This window comes from Streptomyces sp. NPDC040432 (assembly GCF_055595445.1).
The window spans coordinates 143,412-164,205 of sequence record NZ_JBVIVP010000004.1 but is presented as its reverse complement, the minus strand read 5'-3'; the positions used below and the strand labels follow the sequence as shown (position 1 = coordinate 164,205).

20 protein-coding genes are annotated in these 20,794 nt (G+C 70.7%); 8 read left to right on the top strand and 12 right to left on the bottom strand.

The window, feature by feature from the left end; all coding sequences use genetic code 11:
* The first annotated feature begins 109 nt into the window (after window positions 1-109).
* Entirely contained in the window at window positions 110-511 is a 402-nt protein-coding gene (locus ACZ58N_RS11005; RefSeq protein ID WP_281204605.1) for a DNA-binding transcriptional response regulator, read from the top strand.
* Between the two features lie 59 nt (window positions 512-570).
* Here ACZ58N_RS11005 and ACZ58N_RS11000 read toward each other — a convergent pair whose 3' ends face one another.
* The 4 genes from ACZ58N_RS11000 to ctaC form a co-directional block, all read right to left on the bottom strand.
* Complete coding sequence (locus tag ACZ58N_RS11000) at window positions 571-1,818, bottom strand: L,D-transpeptidase (protein ID WP_471157785.1); 1,248 nt, start codon at window positions 1,816-1,818, stop codon at window positions 571-573.
* A gap of 125 nt (window positions 1,819-1,943) precedes the next feature.
* A complete protein-coding gene (locus tag ACZ58N_RS10995) occupies window positions 1,944-2,342 on the bottom strand; it encodes a cytochrome c oxidase subunit 4 (RefSeq protein WP_215140600.1) in 399 nt (132 codons plus the stop codon).
* Window positions 2,339-4,072, bottom strand: coding sequence for an aa3-type cytochrome oxidase subunit I (gene ctaD / locus ACZ58N_RS10990; RefSeq protein ID WP_281204603.1), 1,734 nt, complete (start codon window positions 4,070-4,072; stop codon window positions 2,339-2,341). The genes ACZ58N_RS10995 and ctaD overlap by 4 nt, the downstream gene beginning before the upstream one ends.
* Complete coding sequence (ctaC, locus tag ACZ58N_RS10985) at window positions 4,069-5,091, bottom strand: aa3-type cytochrome oxidase subunit II (protein WP_471157784.1); 1,023 nt, start codon at window positions 5,089-5,091, stop codon at window positions 4,069-4,071. Before ctaC ends, ctaD begins: the two co-directional genes overlap by 4 nt.
* Before the next feature lie 283 nt (window positions 5,092-5,374).
* Here ctaC and ACZ58N_RS10980 point away from each other — a divergent pair, with 283 nt between their 5' ends.
* Window positions 5,375-6,754, top strand: coding sequence for an aminotransferase class V-fold PLP-dependent enzyme (locus ACZ58N_RS10980; RefSeq protein WP_471157782.1), 1,380 nt, complete (start codon window positions 5,375-5,377; stop codon window positions 6,752-6,754).
* A 66-nt stretch (window positions 6,755-6,820) separates the two neighbouring features.
* Here the strand turns inward: ACZ58N_RS10980 and ACZ58N_RS10975 are convergent, their stop codons facing one another.
* Window positions 6,821-7,798, bottom strand: a complete 978-nt coding sequence (locus tag ACZ58N_RS10975) for a carbohydrate kinase family protein (protein WP_471157780.1) — start codon at window positions 7,796-7,798, stop codon at window positions 6,821-6,823.
* 132 nt (window positions 7,799-7,930) lie between these two features.
* On the opposite strand from ACZ58N_RS10975, the gene ACZ58N_RS10970 reads away from it, so the two are divergent.
* Window positions 7,931-8,146, top strand: coding sequence for a hypothetical protein (locus ACZ58N_RS10970; RefSeq protein WP_471157779.1), 216 nt, complete (start codon window positions 7,931-7,933; stop codon window positions 8,144-8,146).
* Window positions 8,147-8,240: 94 nt separating this feature from the next.
* The gene (locus ACZ58N_RS10965; protein WP_471157777.1) at window positions 8,241-9,710 is read left to right on the top strand and encodes a hypothetical protein; all 1,470 of its coding nucleotides are present in this window, start codon (window positions 8,241-8,243) and stop codon (window positions 9,708-9,710) included.
* A 106-nt stretch (window positions 9,711-9,816) separates the two neighbouring features.
* Here ACZ58N_RS10965 and erpA read toward each other — a convergent pair whose 3' ends face one another.
* Window positions 9,817-10,173 carry an iron-sulfur cluster insertion protein ErpA gene (gene erpA / locus ACZ58N_RS10960; protein ID WP_008738845.1) on the bottom strand — a complete coding sequence of 119 codons (357 nt, stop codon included), beginning with the start codon at window positions 10,171-10,173 and terminating at the stop codon, window positions 9,817-9,819.
* A gap of 310 nt (window positions 10,174-10,483) precedes the next feature.
* Here erpA and nadA point away from each other — a divergent pair, with 310 nt between their 5' ends.
* The gene (gene nadA / locus ACZ58N_RS10955) at window positions 10,484-11,671 is read left to right on the top strand and encodes a quinolinate synthase NadA (protein WP_471157775.1); all 1,188 of its coding nucleotides are present in this window, start codon (window positions 10,484-10,486) and stop codon (window positions 11,669-11,671) included.
* A gap of 77 nt (window positions 11,672-11,748) precedes the next feature.
* Here the strand turns inward: nadA and ACZ58N_RS10950 are convergent, their stop codons facing one another.
* From ACZ58N_RS10950 to ACZ58N_RS10940, 3 genes are all read right to left on the bottom strand, one after another.
* Entirely contained in the window at window positions 11,749-14,871 is a 3,123-nt protein-coding gene (locus tag ACZ58N_RS10950; protein ID WP_471157773.1) for an efflux RND transporter permease subunit, read from the bottom strand.
* A gap of 168 nt (window positions 14,872-15,039) precedes the next feature.
* Complete coding sequence (locus ACZ58N_RS10945; protein ID WP_471157771.1) at window positions 15,040-15,759, bottom strand: response regulator; 720 nt, start codon at window positions 15,757-15,759, stop codon at window positions 15,040-15,042.
* A gap of 66 nt (window positions 15,760-15,825) precedes the next feature.
* Entirely contained in the window at window positions 15,826-16,647 is an 822-nt protein-coding gene (locus ACZ58N_RS10940) for an adenosylcobinamide-GDP ribazoletransferase (RefSeq protein WP_471157770.1), read from the bottom strand.
* 85 nt (window positions 16,648-16,732) lie between these two features.
* Here ACZ58N_RS10940 and ACZ58N_RS10935 point away from each other — a divergent pair, with 85 nt between their 5' ends.
* Complete coding sequence (locus ACZ58N_RS10935; RefSeq protein ID WP_471157768.1) at window positions 16,733-17,506, top strand: hypothetical protein; 774 nt, start codon at window positions 16,733-16,735, stop codon at window positions 17,504-17,506.
* 138 nt (window positions 17,507-17,644) lie between these two features.
* On the opposite strand, the gene pspAA is transcribed toward ACZ58N_RS10935, so the two are convergent.
* Window positions 17,645-17,923: a PspA-associated protein PspAA gene (pspAA, locus tag ACZ58N_RS10930; RefSeq protein WP_471157766.1), complete on the bottom strand. Its 279-nt coding sequence runs from the start codon at window positions 17,921-17,923 to the stop codon at window positions 17,645-17,647.
* 13 nt (window positions 17,924-17,936) lie between these two features.
* Entirely contained in the window at window positions 17,937-18,731 is a 795-nt protein-coding gene (locus tag ACZ58N_RS10925; protein WP_471157764.1) for a PspA/IM30 family protein, read from the bottom strand.
* A gap of 282 nt (window positions 18,732-19,013) precedes the next feature.
* Between ACZ58N_RS10925 and ACZ58N_RS10920 the strand changes: the two genes are divergently transcribed.
* Together ACZ58N_RS10920 and ACZ58N_RS10915 are read left to right on the top strand one after the other, a co-directional pair.
* Complete coding sequence (locus ACZ58N_RS10920; protein ID WP_471157762.1) at window positions 19,014-19,622, top strand: DUF3043 domain-containing protein; 609 nt, start codon at window positions 19,014-19,016, stop codon at window positions 19,620-19,622.
* Window positions 19,623-19,687: 65 nt separating this feature from the next.
* Window positions 19,688-20,440 (top strand): methyltransferase domain-containing protein, encoded by a 753-nt coding sequence (locus ACZ58N_RS10915; RefSeq protein WP_471158290.1) that lies wholly within the window; start codon window positions 19,688-19,690, stop codon window positions 20,438-20,440.
* A gap of 74 nt (window positions 20,441-20,514) precedes the next feature.
* On the opposite strand, the gene ACZ58N_RS10910 is transcribed toward ACZ58N_RS10915, so the two are convergent.
* On the bottom strand, window positions 20,515-20,727 hold the full coding sequence (locus ACZ58N_RS10910; RefSeq protein WP_471157761.1) for a hypothetical protein: 213 nt from the start codon (window positions 20,725-20,727) through the stop codon (window positions 20,515-20,517).
* Between the last annotated feature and the right edge of the window lie 67 nt (window positions 20,728-20,794).

Sequence of the window (20,794 nt, the reverse complement as noted above, 5' to 3'; positions counted from 1 at the left end):
TCCTTCCGGCGGCACGGGCGGGGCTGTGCGAACCGATGTTGACAGCGGGTCGGACGGAGTAGCATCCCGCGCATCATCAGCGTGATTCACGGACACGTGGAGGAACGAAATGCGGGCGACTGCGCGGGTTCTGGTCTACAGCGACGACGCGGGCACCCGGGAGCAGGTGCGGCTCGCGGCCGGTCGCAGGCCGGCGGCGGACCTGCCGCCGGTGGAGTTCCTGGAGTGCGCGACGCTTCCGGCGGTCCTGACGGCCCTGGACGAGGGCGGCATCGACGTCTGCGTGTTGGACGGCGAGGCGGTCCCGGCCGGGGGCATGGGCGTGTGTCGGCAGATCAAGGACGAGATCTTCCGGTGCCCCCCGGTGCTGCTGCTGATGGGGCGTCCGCAGGACGCCTGGCTGGCCACGTGGAGCCGCGCCGACGCCGCCGTCACCCTTCCGGTTGATCCGGTGGACTTCCCGGAGGTCCTGGCGGGCCTCCTGCGGCCCCGGCTGTCCCTGGACGCGTAGAACGACCCGGAAGCCCCACGGGCCCCTCAGGGGCGCTCGTGGGGCTTCCGGGTCGCTTCCTAGACGGTCGGGCGCAGGCGGGCCTGGTCGATGGGACTGCGGCCTTCCTGGGTGCCCTTGAGGAGGGCACTGCCCTCCCTCCAGTCCTTCCAGTCCATGTTCCAGTCGCCGAAGCCGTTGCCGAAGATGTCCATGTCGTCGCCGATGCTGTTGATCACCTTGACGATGTCGCCCTCGGTGATGTTCTCGTAGAACCAGGCGGCGTTGCCGGTGCTCATGCCGGTGCAGCCGTGGCTGACGTTGGCGACGCCGTGCGAGGAGATGGACCACGGGGCGGCGTGCACGTATTCACCACTCCAGGTGACACGGGTCGCCCAGTAGACGGGCAGGTTGTAGTACTCGCTGCCGCCGATGCCGACGGTGTCGCCGCGCATCTGGACGTAGTACTGCTTGCCGAGCACCACCTTGATGCCGTTGCGGGTGGAGAAGCCGGGCTTGCCGGTGGTCACCGGAAGGGTGGTGACCAGTTCCCCGTTCCGGCGGAACGACATGTAGTGCGAGGCGGCGTCGGTGGTGACCTCCACCCGGTCGCCGAAGTCGATCTTGAGCGGCTTCGAGGCGGCGCCGTGGAGTTCGTCGGACACCCGGACGCCCTCCAGGTTGCTCCGTACGGTGACGCTGGTGTTGGCCGGCCAGTAGTCCTTGGGCCGGTAGTGGAGGTGCTTGTCGTCGATCCAGTGCCAGGCGCCCTCGACGCCGTCCGCCGCGTCGACGACCAGGGCCCGTTCCACGACGGCTCTGGCCGCCTTGTCCTTGACGGGTTCGTTGAGTTCGGCGGTGATGGGCTGGCCGACGCCGTACTTGCCCTCGTCCGGGCCGAATTCCACCTTGAGGACCCCGTCGGCCGGCGTTGTGTCGAAGGCCAGCGTGCGCTGCCCCGGCTCGCCGCGCTCGTTCTCCGTGGTCACGGTGACCGCGTAGTGCACGCCCGCGGCCATGGAGGCGGTGCTGTGCCAGCGGTCGCCCTTGGCGGAGAGTTCGCCCGCGAGGCGCCGTCCGTGGGTGTCCACGACCGTCACGTCGGTGATCCGGGACTCGTTGCCCTTGAGGGTGACTTCGAGGGGCTTGTCGGGGTCGGCGGGGCGACCGCCCGGGGCCAGGTTGAAGGCGACGTGCTCGCCCGCGTCGTACGGGCGGACTGACAGCGGGTTCTTCTCGCCGGACCCGCATGCGGTGGCTCCGGCCCCGAGGGACGCGACCAGCAGGGAGCAGCTGAGTACCGTCCAAAGACGCGGTGAGTGCTTCATGGAGCCAACGCTATGAAGATATGACAATTACGGCGCGCGGGATGACTGCAAACGAGGGGCCCGGACTCCTCCGAAGAGGTGTCCGGGCCCCAAGTGGTGCGGCTTCGCCGCGGGTACCGCAGGTCCTACTGGTTCTGGTTCTCACCGCGGTAGTACTCGTACACCCAGCCCCACAGGCCGATCAGGATGATCGGGGCCGAGAAGTACATGAGCCACCAGCCGAAGATGACGCCCATGAAGGCGAAGGCGCCACCGATGGCCAGCGAGAGCGGCTGCCAGCTGTGCGGGGCGAAGAACCCCAGCTCGCCCGCCTCGTCGGCGACGTCGGCCTCCAGGTTGTCCTGGGCCATCTCGTCCACGCGCTTGGCCGTGAAGGCCAGGTAGTAGCCGATCATGACGCTCAGGCCGAAGGCCAGGAAGAGCGCGGTGGTGCCGACGGGCTCCTTCGACCACACGCCGTACACGACGGCCATGATCAGGATGAAGAAGGAGAGCCAGAGGAACATCTTGCCCTGGATCTTCACTTGCCGGCCTCCTTGCCACCGGTGACGGCCTTGGTGCCGGCGCCGTGGTCCTCAAGGTGGTCGAGGGCCGCGATCTCCGGGTGGTGCAGGTCGAACGCCGGGGATTCGGAACGGATCCGCGGGAGGGTGAGGAAGTTGTGCCGCGGCGGCGGGCAGGAGGTCGCCCACTCCAGCGAACGGCCGTAGCCCCACGGGTCGTCGACCTCGATCTTCTTCCCGTACTTCGCCGTCTTCCAGACGTTGTACATGAAGGGCAGCATCGACAGGCCGAGCAGGAACGAGCTGATCGTGGAGATCGTGTTCAGCGCGGTGAATCCGTCGGCGTCCAGGTAGTCCGCGTAACGGCGCGCCATGCCCTCGGCGCCCAACCAGTGCTGCACCAGGAAGGTGCCGTGGAAGCCGATGAACAGCGTCCAGAAGGTGATCTTGCCGAGGCGCTCGTCCAGCATCTTGCCCGTGAACTTCGGCCACCAGAAGTGGAATCCGGAGAACATCGCGAAGACCACGGTGCCGAAGATGACGTAGTGGAAGTGCGCGACGACGAAGTACGAGTCGGAGACGTGGAAGTCCATCGGGGGCGAGGCCAGGATGACGCCGGTCAGACCACCGAAGGTGAAGGTGATCAGGAAGCCGACGGCCCAGAGCATCGGCGTCTCGAAGGACAACGAGCCCTTCCACATCGTGCCGATCCAGTTGAAGAACTTCACACCGGTCGGTACCGCGATGAGGAACGTCATGAAGGAGAAGAACGGCAGCAGCACACCGCCGGTGACGTACATGTGGTGCGCCCACACGGTCACCGAAAGGCCGGCGATCGCGATCGTCGCGGCGATCAGACCGATGTAACCGAACATCGGCTTGCGCGAGAAGACCGGAATGACCTCGGAAATGATTCCGAAGAATGGCAGCGCGATGATGTACACCTCTGGGTGTCCGAAGAACCAGAAGAGGTGTTGCCACAGCAATGCGCCGCCATTGGCCGCGTCGAATACGTGTGCACCGAATTTACGGTCGGCCTCCAGCGCGAAGAGCGCGGCGGCCAGCACCGGGAAGGCCAGCAGGACCAGGACACCGGTCAGCAGCACGTTCCAGGTGAAGATCGGCATGCGGAACATCGTCATGCCGGGCGCGCGCATGCAGATGATCGTGGTGATGAAGTTGACCGAACCGAGGATCGTGCCGAAGCCGGAGAAGGCCAGACCCATGATCCACATGTCGGCGCCGATGCCCGGCGAGCGGACCGCGTCCGACAGCGGGGAGTAGGCGAACCAACCGAAGTCGGCGGCACCCGAGGGGGTGACGAAGCCGGCCACCGCGATGGTCGATCCGAAGAGGTACAGCCAGTACGCGAACATGTTCAGCCGCGGGAACGCCACGTCGGGCGCGCCGATCTGCAGCGGCATGATCCAGTTGGCGAAGCCCGCGAAGAGCGGGGTGGCGAACATCAGCAGCATGATCGTGCCATGCATGGTGAACGCCTGGTTGAACTGCTCGTTCGACATGATCTGCGTGCCCGGTCGGGCCAGCTCGGCGCGCATGAAGAGCGCCATGATCCCGCCGATGATGAAGAACACGAACGACGTGACCAGGTACATCGTGCCGATGGTCTTGTGGTCGGTGGTGGTGAGCCACTTCACGACGACATTGCCCGGCTGCTTGCGCCGTACCGGCAGCTCGTTCTCGTACGAGTCGGCTGCGGCGGCACCCTGAGATTCGTTGAGGATGCTCACAGTTTGTTGATCTCCGCATTCCGGGCCGGGTCGGTCTGCTTGATGCCGGCCGGCAGGAAGCCGGTCTGACCCTTCTCGGCAAGCTCCTTCAGGTGCTCCCGGTACTTCTCGGGGGAGACGACCTTGACGTTGAAGAGCATCCGGGAGTGGTCGACACCGCACAGCTCGGCACACTTGCCCATGAAGGTGCCCTCCTGCGACGGAGTCACCTCGAAGACGTTGGTGTGACCGGGGATGACGTCCTGCTTGAACAGGAAGGGCACCACCCAGAACGAGTGGATGACGTCGTTCGACGACAGGATGAAGCGGACCTTCTCGCCCTTGGGCAGGTAGAGGGTCGGCCCCGGGTTACCCGTCTGCGGGTTCCGGTCGCTGGGGACGCCCTTCTGGTAGACGCCTTCGGCGCCCGCCGGGAAGTCCTTGGTGAAACGGTCCGGGATGGAGTCGAGCTCCTTGGGGACCGTGGTCATCCGCGGTGCGGAGTCCTCGGCCTCACCGGACTTCGGCAGCTCCCTCGAACGGGGGGTGGCCGCGTCGCCGTCGACGTTCTCGATGTAGTTGAAGCCCCAGCTCCACTGGAAGCCGACCACGTTGATCGTGTGCGCCGGCTTGGCGGAGAGGGAGAGCAGCTTCGACTCGTCACGCGCGGTGAAGTAGAAGAGCACCGAGACGATGATGAGCGGGACCACGGTGTACAGCGCCTCGATGGGCATGTTGTACCGGGTCTGCGCGGGGACCTCGATCTTCGTCCGGCTACGCCGGTGGAAGATGACGCTCCACATGATCAGGCCCCACACCAGGATGCCCGTGATGAGAGCGGCCGCCCAGGATCCCTGCCACAGGGAGAGGATGCGAGGCGCCTCCTCCGTGACCGGGGTGGGCATTCCGAGGCGGGGGAAGTCTTTCCAGGTGTACGAGCAACCAGTGGCGGTCGCCAGGACCACGCCCGCAGTCAGCGCCTGCAGCAGCTTCCGCCGCATCGGGCGCCGCGGCGAGCGGTCGGAGCCGTAGGGACTCACGTAGCGCCTTCCCGAGAGTCTCGGCCCGCGCGGCCGGCCGCGGCCGTGTTCGGGTCGGTCGCCGGCCCTGACGCAGGCAGGGGTTTGGATGTTTATGCGGACCAAACCCTACTGGACGCTATTTGGGGTCGCGCGGGGAGGGTGCCCAACGCGCCGTTACTGACCCCGAAGGGGTGGATCCGCCGTACGGGGGACGGGCCATCCGGCCCTGAATGGCGCCCTCCGGAAGACATCTGACGGCCCCTGACCCGGGCGGTCGCGCGGTGGGGGTTAGCGTGGCCCGATGCCGTACTTCGACACCGCGTCCGCCGCCCCGTTGCACCCCGTGGCCCGACAGGCCCTGCAGGCCGCCCTGGACGAGGGCTGGGCGGACCCGGCCCGGCTGTACCGGGAGGGTCGCCGCGCGCGGCTGTTGTCGGACGCCGCGCGCGAGGCGGCGGCCGAGGCCGTGGGCTGCCGTCCCGACGAGCTCGTGTTCACTCCTTCGGGAACGCACGCGGTTCACACGGGCATCGCGGGGGCCCTCGCGGGGCGCCGGCGGGTCGGGGGCCATCTGGTCGTCTCGGCGGTCGAACACAGTTCTGTACTGCACGCGGCGGACGCCCACGCGGCGGCCGGGGGCACCGTGACGGAGGTTCCGGTGGACCGGTTCGGCGCGGTGGGGCCCACCGCGTACGCGGCCGCGCTCGCCCCGGACACCGCGCTGGCCTGCCTCCAGTCGGCCAACCACGAGGTCGGCACGGTCCAGCCGGTGGCGGAGACGGCCGAGGCCTGCGCGGCGGCCGGGGTTCCGCTCCTGGTCGACGCGGCGCAGTCGCTGGGCTGGGGCCCGGTCGAGGGGGCGTGGTCCCTCCTCACCGCGAGCGCGCACAAGTGGGGCGGGCCCCCCGGGGTGGGGTTGCTGGCCGTCCGCAAGGGGGTCCGGTTCTCCCCCCAAGGGCCCGCGGACGAAAGGGAGTCGGGCCGCTCCCCCGGCTTCGTCAACCTGCCCGCGGTCGTCGCGGCGGCGGCCTCGCTGCGTGCGGTGCGGGCGGAGGCCGAGGCGGAGGCGGCCCGGCTGCGGATCCTGGTCGACCGGATCCGGCGGCGGGTGGCCCGGTTGGTCCCGGACGTGGAGGTGGTGGGTGATGCCGAGCGTCGGCTCCCGCACCTGGTCACCTTCTCCTGTCTGTACGTCGACGGCGAGACCCTGCTGCACGAGCTGGACCGGGCCGGCTTCTCGGTGTCGTCCGGCTCCTCCTGCACGAGCTCCACGCTGACCCCGAGTCACGTCCTGCGGGCGATGGGGGTGCTGTCGGAGGGGAACGTACGGGTCTCCCTGCCGCCGGGCACCACCGCCGATCAGGTCAACGGCTTCCTGGACGTGCTGCCGGGCACGGTCGCCGGCGTACGGGAGAAGCTCGGTGTGTCGGAGGTGCCGGCGGTGGCGCCCGTCGCGGACTCCCTGGAGCTGGACGCCCTCGGGCTGCGCTGCCCGCAGCCGGTGATCGAGCTGGCCCGGGCCATCGGGACCGTGCCGGTCGGGGGGACGGTCACCGTCCTGTCCGACGACGAGGTCGCGCGCCTGGACATCCCCGCCTGGTGCGTGATGCGGGGCCACGCGTACCTGGGCGAGGCGGACCGGCCGGCCGGCGTGGCGTACACCGTCCGGCGTCTGGTCTGAGCCGAACGGGACGGACCCGACCCGCCGGGGAGGCGGGCCGGGTCCGTCACCGGGTGGCGCGGTGCGTCAGGACGCGAGGTGGGCGCGGACCTCGGAGGCCGCGTCGTCGCCGTACGCCTTGGTGAAGCGCTCCATGAAGTGCGCCCGGGCCAGGGTGTACTCCTGGGTGCCGAGGGTCTCGATGACGAGGGTGGCCAGCATGCAGCCGACCTGCGCGGCCCGCTCCAGGCCGACGCCCCAGCCCAGTCCGGTGAGGAAGCCCGCGCGGAACGCGTCGCCGACGCCGGTCGGGTCGACCTTGGCCGTCTCCTCGGGGCAGCCGACGACGATCGGCTCCTCGCCGACGCGGTCGATGCGCACGCCCTGCGCGCCGAGGGTGGTCACGCGGGTGCCGACCTTGGAGAGGATCTCCTCGTCGGTCCAGCCGGACTTCGACTCGATGAGGCCCTTCTCGTACTCGTTCGAGAAGAGGTACGTCGCGCCCTCCATCAGGGTGCGGATGTTCTCGCCGTCCATGCGGGCGATCTGCTGCGAGAAGTCCGCGGCGAAGGGGATCCCGCGGGTACGGCACTCCTCCGTGTGGCGGAGCATCGCCTCGGGGTCGTCGGCGCCGATGAGGACGAGGTCGAGGCCGCCCACCCGGTCGGCGACGGCCTTCAGCTCGATCTGGCGGGCCTCGCTCATGGCGCCCGTGTAGAAGGAGCCGATCTGGTTGTGGTCGGCGTCCGTGGTGCAGACGAAGCGCGCGGTGTGCAGCACCTCGGAGATGCGCACGGAATCGGTGTCGACGCCGTGCCGCTCCAGCCAGGCGCGGTACTCGTCGAAGTCCGAGCCGGCCGCGCCGACGAGGATCGGGCGGGTGCCGAGCTGACCCATGCCGAAGCAGATGTTCGGGCCGACTCCGCCTCTCCGGACGTCGAGGTTGTCGACGAGGAAGGAGAGGGAGACCGTGTGGAGCTGGTCGGCGACCAGCTGGTCCGCGAAACGGCCCGGGAAGGTCATGAGGTGGTCGGTGGCGATGGAGCCGGTGACTGCGATGCGCACGGCGTGGACGCTCCTGCGGAGGACGGCAAGGGGACAGTCAAAACTACCCGGTCGCGGCCCTCCGGCCGACCGGATGAAACTACCCCGTAGTAGGACTTCCTTCGCTCGTCGTGGCGTGCATAACGTGCCCCCATGACCTACACCGATGGCTTCGGGCACGTCCAGTACGCCGCCGACGCGCGGCCCGGCTTCGCACGGCTGCTGGGCGACTGCGCCCGGATGGCCCCCCATTGGGCGGTCCCGGAGGGGCCCCGGCCGGTCCGGGTGGCGCCCTCCGAGATCCACGGCATCAGCGTTCCGGCGGACTCGGCCCGCCTGATCGCCTCGACGGCGGCCTACGGCGACTGAGTTCCGCCACCGCGAGGATCCCGGGGGAACCGGTTCCGCCGCCGCCACGTCACACCCGCAACACGTACCGCGGGACAGGCGAAGGAGCGAATCGGTGACCAGCGAACGACCCGACACAGCAAGCGCCACACGACGGCGGCCGTCCTGGGCCATCGGCTCGATCGCGGCCGCCGTCCTGCTCGCCGGCGGCGGCACGGCCTACTGGGCCTCGACGGCCCACGGCGGCGGCACGGGTGGCGGCCGTACGGGTGACAGCGCGGCCTCCGCACCCCGCGAGGCGGCGGCGCCCACGGGGCCGGGCATCGCCCCCGGGGAGCCGGACCCCTCCGGAGCCGGTGTGACGTACACGGCCGACGTGCCGCTGCCGGAGGCGCCGGGTTCGGCGCCCTCGTTCGCGGCGTCCGGCGAGGTCACCGCGGAGGAGGTGACCCGGCTCGCGAAGGCCCTCGGGATCGAGGGCGCGCCGCGGCTCGACGGCGAGGTCTGGCACGCGGGCGAGACGGCCGACGGCACGGGCCCCCGGCTGACGGTGACCCGCAAGGCGCCGGGCACCTGGAGCTTCTCCCGCTTCCAGGGCGTACCGGGCAAGGGCGACGGCACCGGCAACGGCGCGGGCGACGACTGCGTGCGCGGCAAGGACACCTGTGGGCCGGCGACCCTGCCGCAGGGCGGCGCGGACTCCCCCGTGGCGCCGGGCGACGTCGCGGGCAAGCCGGTTTCCGAGGAGGCGGCCAAGGGTGCGGCGGCTCCGGTGCTCGCCGCCGTGGGTCAGCCCGACGCCAAGGTGGACGCCCGGCTCGTGCAGGGTTCGGTCCGGGTCGTGAGCGCCGACCCGGTGGTGGGCGGGCTGGCCACCCAGGGCTGGTCCAGCAAGGTGAGCGTGGGGGCGGACTCCCGGGTGGTGGCCGGCAGCGGCGAGCTGAAGGCCCCGGTGCGGTCCGGGGAGCGGCCCGTGGTCGGCGCGGTCGAGGCGCTGGCCCGACTCAACGCCCGCAACACCGGCGACGGCAGCGGCCCGAACCCGAGCGGCTGCGCGACCTCGGTCCCGCTGACCCCGGACACGCCCGCGGGGGCCACGGACACCGTGCCGTGCAACCCGGAGCCGCGTCCGATGAAGCCGCCGCGGACCGAGTCCGTACGGGGCGCCGTGCTCGGTCTGGCACCGGGGACGGTCGACGGCGGCCGGGGCCTGGTGCCGGCCTGGCTGTTCGAGGTGGCGGGCAGGTCGGGCGGGGCGGGCCACACCGTCGTGGAGCCGGCGGCGGCCGAGGACGGCGGGACCCCGGTGCCCCCGCAGGGTCGCACGGTGCCCGGGTTCTCGTACGCCGAGGCGGACCGGAAGCTGACGGTGAACTTCTGGGGCGGGGCGTGCAGCACCTACGCCGTGGAGGCGCGGGAGGAGGGCACTTCGGTGCTGGTGAAGATCACCGACACCCCGAACAAGCCGGGCGGGGCCTGCATCATGATCGCGCAGGAGATGTCCGAGACGGTGACGCTCAAGCAGCCGCTCGGTGACCGCAAGGTGGTCGACGCGACGACGGGCAAGCCCCTCCCCCGCCAGTAGCGGCCCGGAGGCGGGCGACGCACGAGGGCCCGGGCCCCGGTCGGATGCGACCGGGGCCCGGGCCCTCGTCGGTTGCGCCGGCGGACGTGCCGCCTGCGCCGCCGGACTAGCTGAACGAGTCGCCGCAGGCGCAGGAGCCGGTGGCGTTCGGGTTGTCGATGGTGAAGCCCTGCTTCTCGATGGTGTCGACGAAGTCGATCGAGGCGCCGTGCAGGTACGGGGAGCTCATCCGGTCGGTGACGACCTTGACCCCGTCGAAGTCCTTGACGACGTCACCGTCGAGGGAGCGCTCGTCGAAGAAGAGCTGGTAGCGCAGGCCGGAGCAACCGCCGGGCTGGACGGCGACGCGCAGCGCCAGGTCCTCGCGGCCTTCCTGCTCCAGCAGGGTCCTGACCTTTTCGGCGGCGGCGTCGGACAGGAGGATGCCGTCGCTCACAGTGGTCTTGTCGTCCTGTACGGACATCTGCATTCACTCCCGAAGTGGGCGGCTCCCCGCCGGAGGCTGGGGAAACGTCGGACTCTTGCCGTCGGTGGCAACCAGCGGGACCGCGGATTCATTCCGGGTCCTGCTCCTTGTTTCAGACATTCATGCTCGCACACCCTCGCGGGCGGGTGGGCGGACCGGACGAACCGCATCGGTGAGGGGGCCGCCGGCGGGCCGCGAATGCGTCACATCGACACTATCGGCATCGTCAAAGTGACGTGAAGCGGTTATGATAGATAGCGTCAAGTAGACGAGAAGTCGCAAAGTTCCTAGTCGCAGAACAGAAAGGGTGCGTGTCGTGACCACCGCCCAGCCCTTGGACGTCCAGCCGACGCCCCTTGCCCTGCTGCTGCTCGGCCGCGAAGCCGACCCCAAGAGCGAGCGCGGGGTGGAGTGCCCCGGCGACCTGCCCTCCCCGTCGGACCCGAACCTCGTGGCGCGCGCCCGCGCGGCCAAGGAGAAGCTCGGGGACAAGGTTTTCATCCTCGGCCACCACTACCAGCGTGACGAGGTCATCGAGTTCGCCGACGTCACCGGTGACTCCTTCAAGCTGGCCAAGGACGCGGCAGCCAAGCCGGAGGCCGAGTACATCGTCTTCTGCGGCGTCCACTTCATGGCGGAGTCGGCCGACATCCTGACCTCCGACGACCAGAAGGTCGTCCTGCCGGACCTCGCGGCGGGCTGCTCGATGGCCGACATGGCCACCGCCGAACAGGTCGCGGAGTGCTGGGACGTCCTGACGGACGCGGGCATCGCCGATGTCACCGTCCCCGTCTCGTACATGAACTCCTCCGCCGACATCAAGGCGTTCACCGGCAAGCACGGTGGCACGATCTGTACGTCGTCCAACGCGAAGAAGGCCCTGGACTGGGCGTTCGAGCAGGGTGAGAAGATCCTCTTCCTGCCGGACCAGCACCTGGGCCGCAACACCGCCGTCCGCGACATGGGCATGTCCCTGGACGACTGCGTGCTCTACAACCCGCACAAGCCGAACGGCGGCCTGACCGTCGAGCAGCTGCGCGACGCCAAGATGATCCTGTGGCGCGGTCACTGCTCGGTCCACGGCCGGTTCTCGGTGGACTCCGTCAACGACGTGCGCGCCCGCATCCCCGGCGTGAACGTCCTGGTGCACCCCGAGTGCAAGCACGAGGTCGTGGCGGCCGCGGACTTCGTCGGGTCGACCGAGTACATCATCAAGGCGCTGGAGGCGGCCCCGGCCGGTTCCAAGTGGGCCATCGGTACCGAGCTGAACCTGGTCCGGCGTCTGGCGAACCGTTTCGCCGCGGAGGACAAGGAGGTCGTCTTCCTCGACAAGACGGTCTGCTTCTGCTCGACGATGAACCGCATCGACCTCCCCCACCTGGTGTGGACCCTGGAGTCCCTGGCCGAGGGCAACCTCGTCAACCAGATCTCCGTGGACAAGGAGACGGAGAGCTTCGCCAAGCTCGCCCTGGAACGGATGCTGGCCCTGCCGTAACGGCCGGCCCACCGACCCGACGCACGAGAAGGGGCGCCCCCGAGGGGGCGCCCCTTTCGGCGTGGGAGGCGGTCGGGTCAGACCTTGACCGGCTCCTGCGTGTCCGTCCGCGTCGGGACCGACGTACGGCGGGCCTCCTTCTTCGCGCGGCGGCGCTCCTTGCGGAGCTCGACCATCGTGTAGAGGGTCGGCACCAGCAGCAGCGTCAGCAGGGTGGAGCTGACCAGACCGCCGATGACCACCACCGCGAGGGGCTGCGAGATGAAGCCGCCCTCGCCGGTGACGCCGAGCGCCATCGGGAGCAGGGCGAAGATCGTCGCCAGGGCGGTCATCAGGATCGGACGGAGCCGGTGCCGGCCGCCCTCGACGACCGCCTCGACGACGCCGAGGCCCTGGGCGCGGTACTGGTTGACCAGGTCGATCAGGACGATCGCGTTGGTCACCACGATGCCGATGAGCATCAGCATGCCGATCATCGCCGGGACGCCCATCGGGGTACCGGTGACGATCAGCAGGCCGAGCGCGCCGGTGGCCGCGAACGGGATGGAGACCAGCAGGATCAGCGGCTGGACCAGCGAGCGGAAGGTCGCGACCAGCAGCATGAAGACGATCGCGATGGCCGCGAGCATGGCCAGGCCGAGCGAGCCGAAGGCCTCGTCCTGGTCCTCGGAGACGCCACCGATGGAGGCCGAGGCCCCGGCGGGCAGGTCCAGCGCCTTGATCCTCGTCTGGAGGGTGGAGCTGACGGCCCCGGTGTTCTCGCCGACGGGACGGGCGGTGATGGTCGCGGCGCGGGCGCCGTCGATCCGGGTCATCGCGACCGGGCCGGGGACGACCTTGACCTCGGCGATGTCACCGAGCTTGACCGGACCGACCGGCAGCGCCTGGAGCTCGGCCAGGGTGGTGGCCGGGCGGGCGGAACGGATGACGATGTCCCGCTCGGTGTCGTCCAGTACGGCCTTGCCCGCCGGGTTGCCCCGGACGGCCTGCGCGACGACCGCGCCGAGCATCGCCTGGTCCAGGCCCGCGTCGGCCGCCTTGGGCGTGGCGGTGACGGAGATGCGGGGCACCGACTGGGCCAGGTCGCTCTGGACGTCGGCGACGTCCTTGAGGGCCGCGACCTCGGTGCGGACCTGTTCGGCGGCCTTGGCCAGGGTGGCGGCGTCGCCGGCCTTGACGACGACGCTGAGGTTCTGGCTGCCGAAGCCGTCACCCGCGGCGATGCGGGTGCTGCCGATGCCGTCGAGCTTCGCGAGTCCGCTCTCGATGCGCTTCTTGACGGCCTCCGCGTCCCCGGAGTCCTTCAGCATCACCTGGTACGAGGCCTGGTTGGAGCCCGTACCGCCGCCGAAGGCCGCCATGAAGCCGGAGGAACCGACGGTGACCTGGTAGCTCTTGATCCCCTCGACGGAACCGAGCAGCTTCTCCACCTTGCGGCTGGATTCGTCCGCGGCGGACAGGGAGGTACCGGGGGCCAGTTCCTGCTTGACCGTCAGGACGTCCTGCTCGCCCTGGTCGAAGAAGTTGGTCTTCAACAGCGGGGTCATTGCGAACGTGCCGATCAGGACGACCACCGCGAGGGCCACACTGGTCAGGCGGCGACGGGTGGCGAAGCCCAGGACCCGCACGTAGAAGCGCTGGAGGCGGCTGTTCGCCTCCTTCTCCTCGGCTGCGCGGCGGGCCTCGGCGGCGCTCTCCGCGTCTCCGGCGACCACGCCCTTCGGCGCGCTCAGGAACCAGTACGACAGCACCGGTACGACCGTCAGCGACACGAGCAGCGAGGCCAGCAGGGCCGCGGTGACGGTCAGGGAGAACGAACCGAAGAGTTCGCCGATCATGCCGCCGGTCAGCCCGATGGGCAGGAAGACGGCGACGGTGGTGAGCGTGGAGGAGGTGACCGCGCCGGCCACCTCCTTGACCGCGGTGATGATCGCCGCCTCGCGCTCCTCGCCGTAGCCGAGGTGGCGCTTGATGTTCTCCAGGACCACGATCGAGTCGTCGACGACCCGGCCGATGGCGATGGTGAGCGCGCCCAGCGTGAGCATGTTCAGCGACAGGTCGCGGGTCCACAGCACGATCAGCGCGAGGACCACGGACAGCGGGATGGAGACCGCGGTGACCAGGGTGGAGCGCAGCGACGCCAGGAAGACCAGGATCACGATCACCGCGAAGACCAGGCCGAGCAGGCCCTCGGTGGTGAGGCTGGAGATGGACTTGGCGACGGCCGGGCCCTGGTCGCTGACCACGGTCAGGTCGGCGCCGGAGCCGAGGGTGGAGCGCAGCTCGGGCAGCTTGTCCTTGACGGCGTCCGAGATGGCGACGGCGCTGCCGTCCTTGTCCATCGTCATGACGACGGCGAGGCTGGGCTTGCCGTTGGTGCGGGTGATGGAGTCGGCCGCGGCCGGCTCCTGCTTCACGGAGGCGACGTCACCGAGGCGGACGGCCGGCTTGCCGGTGGCCGGGCTCAGCCGCAGGTCCTCGACCTGGGCGAGCGAGGTGTAGCCGGCGCCGACGCGGACGGTGCGGTTCTTGCCCTCCTCGTCGAAGGAGCCGGCGGGGACGGCGGCGCCGCCCGCCTGGAGGCCCTTGGCGAGGGAGGCACCGTCGAGGCCGGCAGCGGCGAGCTTGGCGTTGTCGGGGGTGACGGTGACCTGGAGGTCACGGACGCCGTCGATGCTGACCTGGCCGACGCCGTCGATGTCCTCCAGCGCGGGGAGGACGGAGCGCTCCAGCTGGTCGGCGAGGGCCTGCTGGTCCTTGTCGGAGGTGACGGCGAGGATCACGGTCGGGATGTCGTCCGTGGAACCGGCCACCACCTGCGGGTCCACGTCGGCGGGCAGTCGGACGCGGGCCCGGTTGACGGCCTGCTGGACGTCGGCGACGAGCTGCTTGGTGCCGCTGTCGCCGTAGTCGAAGGTGGCGCGGATGAGGGCGTTGCCCTCGCTCGCGGTGGAGGTGATCCCGGTGATGCCGTCGACGCCCTTGAGGGTGGCTTCGATCGGCTCGACGACCTGCTTCTCGACGACGTCCGGCGAGGCACCCTGGTACGGCGCGAGCACGGAGACCATGGGCAGTTCGATGGAGGGCAGCAGCTGCTGCTTGAGCTGAGGGATGGCTATGGCGCCGAAGAGGAGCGCCACGATCGACACGAGGCCGACCAGCGCTCTCTGGGCAAGGCTGAATCGGGACAGCCAGGACATGGATGGGATCTCTCTGCAGTGACGTATACGAGGGCATGCCGTCGGGCACGCGCGAGGCGACCCCCAGCCTTCCGCACCCCCGGGCCCGTCGGCGTCGCCCCCAGGTGCCGTCCTTATGCGCCGCATACCGCACTTGCAGTAGTCCGTCCTACTGCGCGACCCCGCGGATCAGTCGGAACGCGGCCGAACCAGGCCCGATTCGTAGGCCACGACGACCAGTTGCGCCCGGTCCCGGGCTCCGAGCTTGGCCATGGCCCGGTTGACGTGGGTCTTGACGGTCAGCGGGCTGACCTCCAGGCGGGCCGCGATGCCGTCGTTGGACAGGCCGGCGGCGACGTGGACGAGGACCTCGCGCTCGCGGCCGGTCAGGGTGGCGAGCCGTTCCGCGTGGGCGGAGCCGGCGGTGGGCGCGTCGACCCGGCCGCCCTGGGCGAGGAAGCTCGCGATCAGTCCCTTGGTCGCGGCCGGGGACAGCAGGGCCTCGCCGGCGGCGGCGACGCGGATGGCGTTGAGGAGCTCGTCCGGCTCGGCGCCCTTGCCGAGGAAGCCGGAGGCGCCGGCGCGCAGGGCGGCGGCGACGTACTCGTCGACCTCGAAGGTGGTCAGCATGACGACCCGGACCGCGGCGAGTTCGGGGTCCGCGCTGATCATGCGGGTGGCGGCGAGGCCGTCGGTCCCGGGCATCCGGATGTCCATGAGGACGACGTCGGCCCGCCGCTCGCCGGCGAGGGCGTACGCCTGGGCGCCGTCGGAGGCCTCCCCGACGACGACCATGTCGGGCTCGGAGTCGACCAGCACCTTGAACGCGCTGCGCAGGAGCGCCTGGTCGTCGGCGAGCAGCACCCGGATGGGGCCGCCGTCCTGGGTCTGCTCCACGGTCTCGTCCACGCCCCGAGAGTACGCGGCGCCGCTGCGTGACCGGCGGGACGGGTGCGCCGGGTGCGCCGGCCGGGGTCAGCCGAGGGCCAGGAGGACCAGGGCGGTGGTGACGGCGACCTCGCAGAGGGCTCCGAAGACGTCACCGGTGACGCCGCCGAAGCGGCGGACACAGCGGCGCAGCAGCATCTCGGCGGCGGCCAGGGCCGCCAGGACGGACGCGGCGTACTGGAGGGCCGTGGGCAGGCCGAGCGGGAGGGCGGCCAGCGCGGCGGCGGCCGTGACCAGGCCTGTCACCGCCACGGCGGCGCGGCTCGGGACGACTCCCGCGACGGCCGCGCCGAGGCCCTCGGGCCGGGCGGCGGGCACCCCTTCGCGGGAGGCGAGGGTCATCGCGAGCCGGCCCACGACCGCGGCGGCCGGCGTGGCGAGCGCGCCCCGCACCCAGCTGTCGGCGTACACGTCGGCGAGGGCGGCCGTCTGGACGAGGAGGACGATCAGCAGGGCGATGACCCCGAAGGGGCCGATGTCGGACTGCTTCATGATCCGCAGGGCGGCGTCGGCGGGCTTGGCACTGCCCAGTCCGTCGGCCGTGTCGGCGAGGCCGTCGAGGTGCAGCCCCCGCGTCAGCGCGGCCGGCACGGCGACGGTGACCGCGGCGGCGAGCAGCGGGCCGCCGCCGAGGACCAGCAGGAGGACGCCGGGGACGGCGGCGAGCAGCCCGACGGCGAGGCCGGCGACGGGGGCGCAGGCCATGCCCGTGCGGGCGGCCGGTCGGTCCCAGCGGGTGATGCGCGCGGGCAGCACGGTCAGCGTGCCGAACGCGAAGCGGAGCCCGTCGGGCAGCGAGGCACGCTCGGAGGGCGGCACGGGGGGCGGATCGTCGAACGAATCTTTCATCGGCGGGAACGCTACCCGCTCGGGGCGGGCGGTAAATTGCGTATTACGTGCCAAATCGGGAGCCGCTACACAGAGAGTTGGTGCGATGGGTCACTGGTGGTACCGCAACATCGTCGAGCCGGGGAAGCTCCCGCTGCTGCTCGCCCTGCTGTCCTTCGTGACCTCGTTCCTCATCACCCGGGTGATCACGCGGCTGATCCGCGCGGGCAAGGGCCCCTTCAAGAACATCACCCCGGGCGGCGTCCACGTGCACCACGTGGTCCCGGGCGTGATCCTCGTGATCATCGGCGGCTTCGGGGCGGTCGGCAGCGGCCGGTACGGCCTCGGGGCGGCCCTGTCGGCGGTGATCTTCGGGCTCGGCGCGGGCCTGGTGCTGGACGAGTTCGCGCTGATCCTGCACCTCGACGACGTGTACTGGAGCGAGCAGGGCCGCAAGAGCGTGGAGGTCGTGGTGGTCACGGCGGCGCTGGTGGCCCTGGTGCTGGGCGGCTTCCTGCCGTTCGGGGTCAACGAGCTGACCGCCGACGAGCGGCAGAACCGCGGGCTCGTGGTCATGAACACCGCCACGAACTTCTTCCTCACCCTGATCGCCCTGTGGAAGGGCAAGGCCCGCACCGCGATCTTCGGCCTGGTGGTGCCCTTCGTCGCGCTGATCGGCGCGGTGCGGCTGGCCCGGCCGGGGTCCCCGTACGCCAAGAGGTTCTACGTGAACCGGCCGCGCGCCCGGGCCAGGGCCGGGCTGCGCGCCTTCCACCACGACCGGCGATGGGCGCACCCGCGCCGCCGGTTCGAGAACTTCATCGGCGGAACCCCGGACCCGGACCGGAAGGTCCCGGAGAGAACGGAGCGCCCGGAGTGACCGGGGCGCGCCGGGGGAACGGGCGCGTACGTGAAGGGCCCGCACCCGGGATCCGCCGCACGGGCGGTTTCCAGGGGGCGGGCCCTTCACACGTCGGTGTGCTGCCGCGCGGACGGTCCGAGCGGCCGCGGCGCGCGGTCAGCCCGGGATCAGGCCGTCGTCGCTCAGCATGGCCCTGACCTCGTCGAGCGTGGCGCCCGGTCCGGGCAGGATCAGCTCGGACGGCTCCAGCGCGTCGTCCGGGAGCGGCTCGCCGAGCCGCCGCACGGCTTCCAGCAGGGCGCCCAGCGTGCGCCGGAACCCCTCCTCGTCACCGCGCTCCATCTCGGCGAGCAGTTCGTCGTCCAGCTTGTTGAGCTCGGTGAAGTGGCTGTCGGCCATCTCCACCTGCCCTTCCCCCATGATGCGGACAATCATGACGGGCCCCGTCCTACTGCTTGTCGAACCGGTGCTTGGTCTGCGACGGCCGGCCCTCGCCGGGGGCGCCCCCCTCGATGGCCTGCTGCTGGGCCGACGGGCCGCCCGCCAGCTCGGCCTTCATCCGCTGGAGCTCCAGCTCGACGTCGGTGCCGCCGGAGAGGCGGTCCAGTTCGGCCTGGATGTCGTCCTTGGAGCCGAGGCCGCTCTGATCGTCCAGCGCGCCGGAGGCCAGCAGCTCGTCGATCGCGCCGGCCCGGGCCTGGAGCTGGGCGGTCTTGTCCTCGGCCCGCTGGATCGCCAGGCCGACGTCGCTCATCTCCTCCGAGATGCCGGAGAAGGACTCGGCGATCCGCGTCTGTGCCTGGGCCGCCGTGTAGGTGGCCTTGATGGTCTCCTTCTTGGTGCGGAAGGCGTCCACCTTGGCCTGGAGGCGCTGGGCGGCGAGGGTCAGCTTCTCCTCCTCACCCTGGAGGGTCTGGTGCTGCACCTCCAGGTCGCTGACCTGCTGCTGGAGCGAGGCCCGACGGGACAGGGCCTCGCGGGCCAGGTCCTCGCGGCCGAGGGCGAGCGCCTTGCGGCCCTGGTCCTCCAGCTTGGCGGACTGCCCCTGGAGCTGGTTCAGCTGCAGTTCCAGGCGCTTGCGGGAGGTCGCCACGTCGGCGACGCCGCGGCGTACCTTCTGCAGCAGTTCCAGCTGCTTCTGGTACGAGTAGTCAAGGGTCTCGCGCGGGTCCTCGGCCCGGTCAAGGGCCTTGTTCGCCTTCGCGCGGAAGATCATCCCCATACGCTTCATGACACCGCTCATGGGCTTCGCGCGCCCCCTTCTGACGGACTTCGCTCAAGGTCACCGACAGGACCACACTACGGGCCCTGCTTCCATTACCGCACTGATCGAGTACGGATGCGCTCCTCCTCCAGGACGACTACGCCCGCACCGTGTCAGGCGTAAGGAGTAGGTGATCCCCGAGAACCCCGGATGCTCCGGGGATACCCGGGAGTGCCCACGGGGAACCGCTACTGGGAAGACGCCCGCCGTTGCCGGATCGTTCCCCGCCGGGGTGGGGTGCGTGCCTTCGACCACGTAGGCTTGGGTTTTGTGTTTGGTAGCCGCTCCTCCAAGGAAGAGAAGGCCGCCGCCACCGACAAGGTGAGCGCCGACCTCTCGCAGCCCCGTGACCCGCAGGCCCCGAAGGGCCGCCCGACGCCGAAGCGTGCTGTGGCCCAGTCGCAGCGCAAGGCCGTGGTGGCCTCGACCGGCAATCGCAAGGAGGACGCCAAGCGAGCCCGTGAGCGCCGTCGTGTGGAAATGGCCAAGCAGCGCGAGGCGCTGGCCAGTGGCGACGAGCGCTACCTGCCCGCCCGTGACAAGGGCCCCGTGCGCCGGTTCGTCCGCGACTTCGTGGACTCCCGTTTCTCCGTCGCCGAGATGTTCCTGCCCCTCGCGGTGATCATCCTGGTGCTGAGCATGGTCCGGGTGCCGTCGATCCAGAACATCGCCCTGATGCTGTGGCTCGGTGTGATCGCCCTGATCATCGTCGACTCCGTCGGCCTCGTGTTCCGGCTCCGCAAGGCGCTCAACGAGCGCTTCTCGGACGAGCCGCGCCGCGGCGCGGTGGCGTACGGCCTGATGCGCACCCTCCAGATGCGCCGGCTGCGCCTGCCGAAGCCCCAGGTCAAGCGCGGGGAACGGCCCTGACCGGAGGGACGCCCGGACCGGCCGGGGCGTCGGGGGGCGGCTTCGCCGGCGGCGCCCGGCTCTGGCTGGAGGGCCTCGGCGGACTGCGCAACGCCGTCCGCCAGGAACTCGTCGGCCGACAGGTCGAGGAACAGATCACGCAACGCTTCCCGGTCGGGCAGCGGTTGCGGGTCCTCGACGTCGGCATGGGCCAGGGCACCCAGGCGCTGCGCCTGGCCCGCGCCGGGCACAAGGTCACCGGTCTGGAACAGGACCCGGAGATGTTGCGGGTCGCGCAGGAGGCGCTGGCCGCGGAACCCGCCGGGATCCGCGACCGGGTCCGACTGCTGGAGGGTGACGGCCGGGAGACCGGTGCCCACTTCGGGCCGGGCAGCTTCGACGTGGTGCTCTGCCACGGCGTGCTGATGTACGTGGCCGAGCCCGACGCCATGCTGGCGGGACTGGCCCGCATGCTGGCACCGGGCGGTCTGCTGTCCCTGCTCGTGCGCAACGGCGACGCGCTCGCCATGCGTCCGGGCCAGTCCGGCGACTGGACGGCCGCGCTGGCCGCGTTCGACACCGTCGACTACACCAACCGTCTCGGCCTGGACGTACGGGCCGATCGGCTGGCCGGTCTCACGGCGACCCTTTCCGGGATCGGCGCGCCCCTGCACACCTGGTACGGGGTGCGCGTCTTCACCGACGGCACCGAGGCCGGGAACGAACTGCCGCGCGACGAGGAACTGGAGCGGCTGCTGGCCGCCGAGGAACGCGCCGGGCGGACCGATCCGTACCGCGCGGTGGCCGCGCTGCTCCACCTCTGCGGAGTCCGCGGATAGCCGGACCGGCCCCACGACGCCCGCCGGCGCCCCCGACCCGACCCCGGGCCGGGGGCGCCGGCTTCCGGCCCGGGTCAGGCGTCGAGAGCCGCGCGCAGGCTCATGGTGTACAACTCGGTGCCGGCGTCGTCGGACAGCTTCACCTGTTCGGTACCGCCTTCCAGCAGGTCCTTCCAGTACTCACCGATCCAGGACTCCGCGTCCCCCTGCGTGGTGAACTCCTCCGGTGTCACCGCCGGAGTGCTCTCGGTTCCCTCGGCCGTCTCGAACCGCCACGTCCACGCCATGTCCGCCTCCGTTGGTCGTCCGCTCTTCCACGTTGAGTGTGCCCGCAGAGTAACCGGGCGCGCAGCA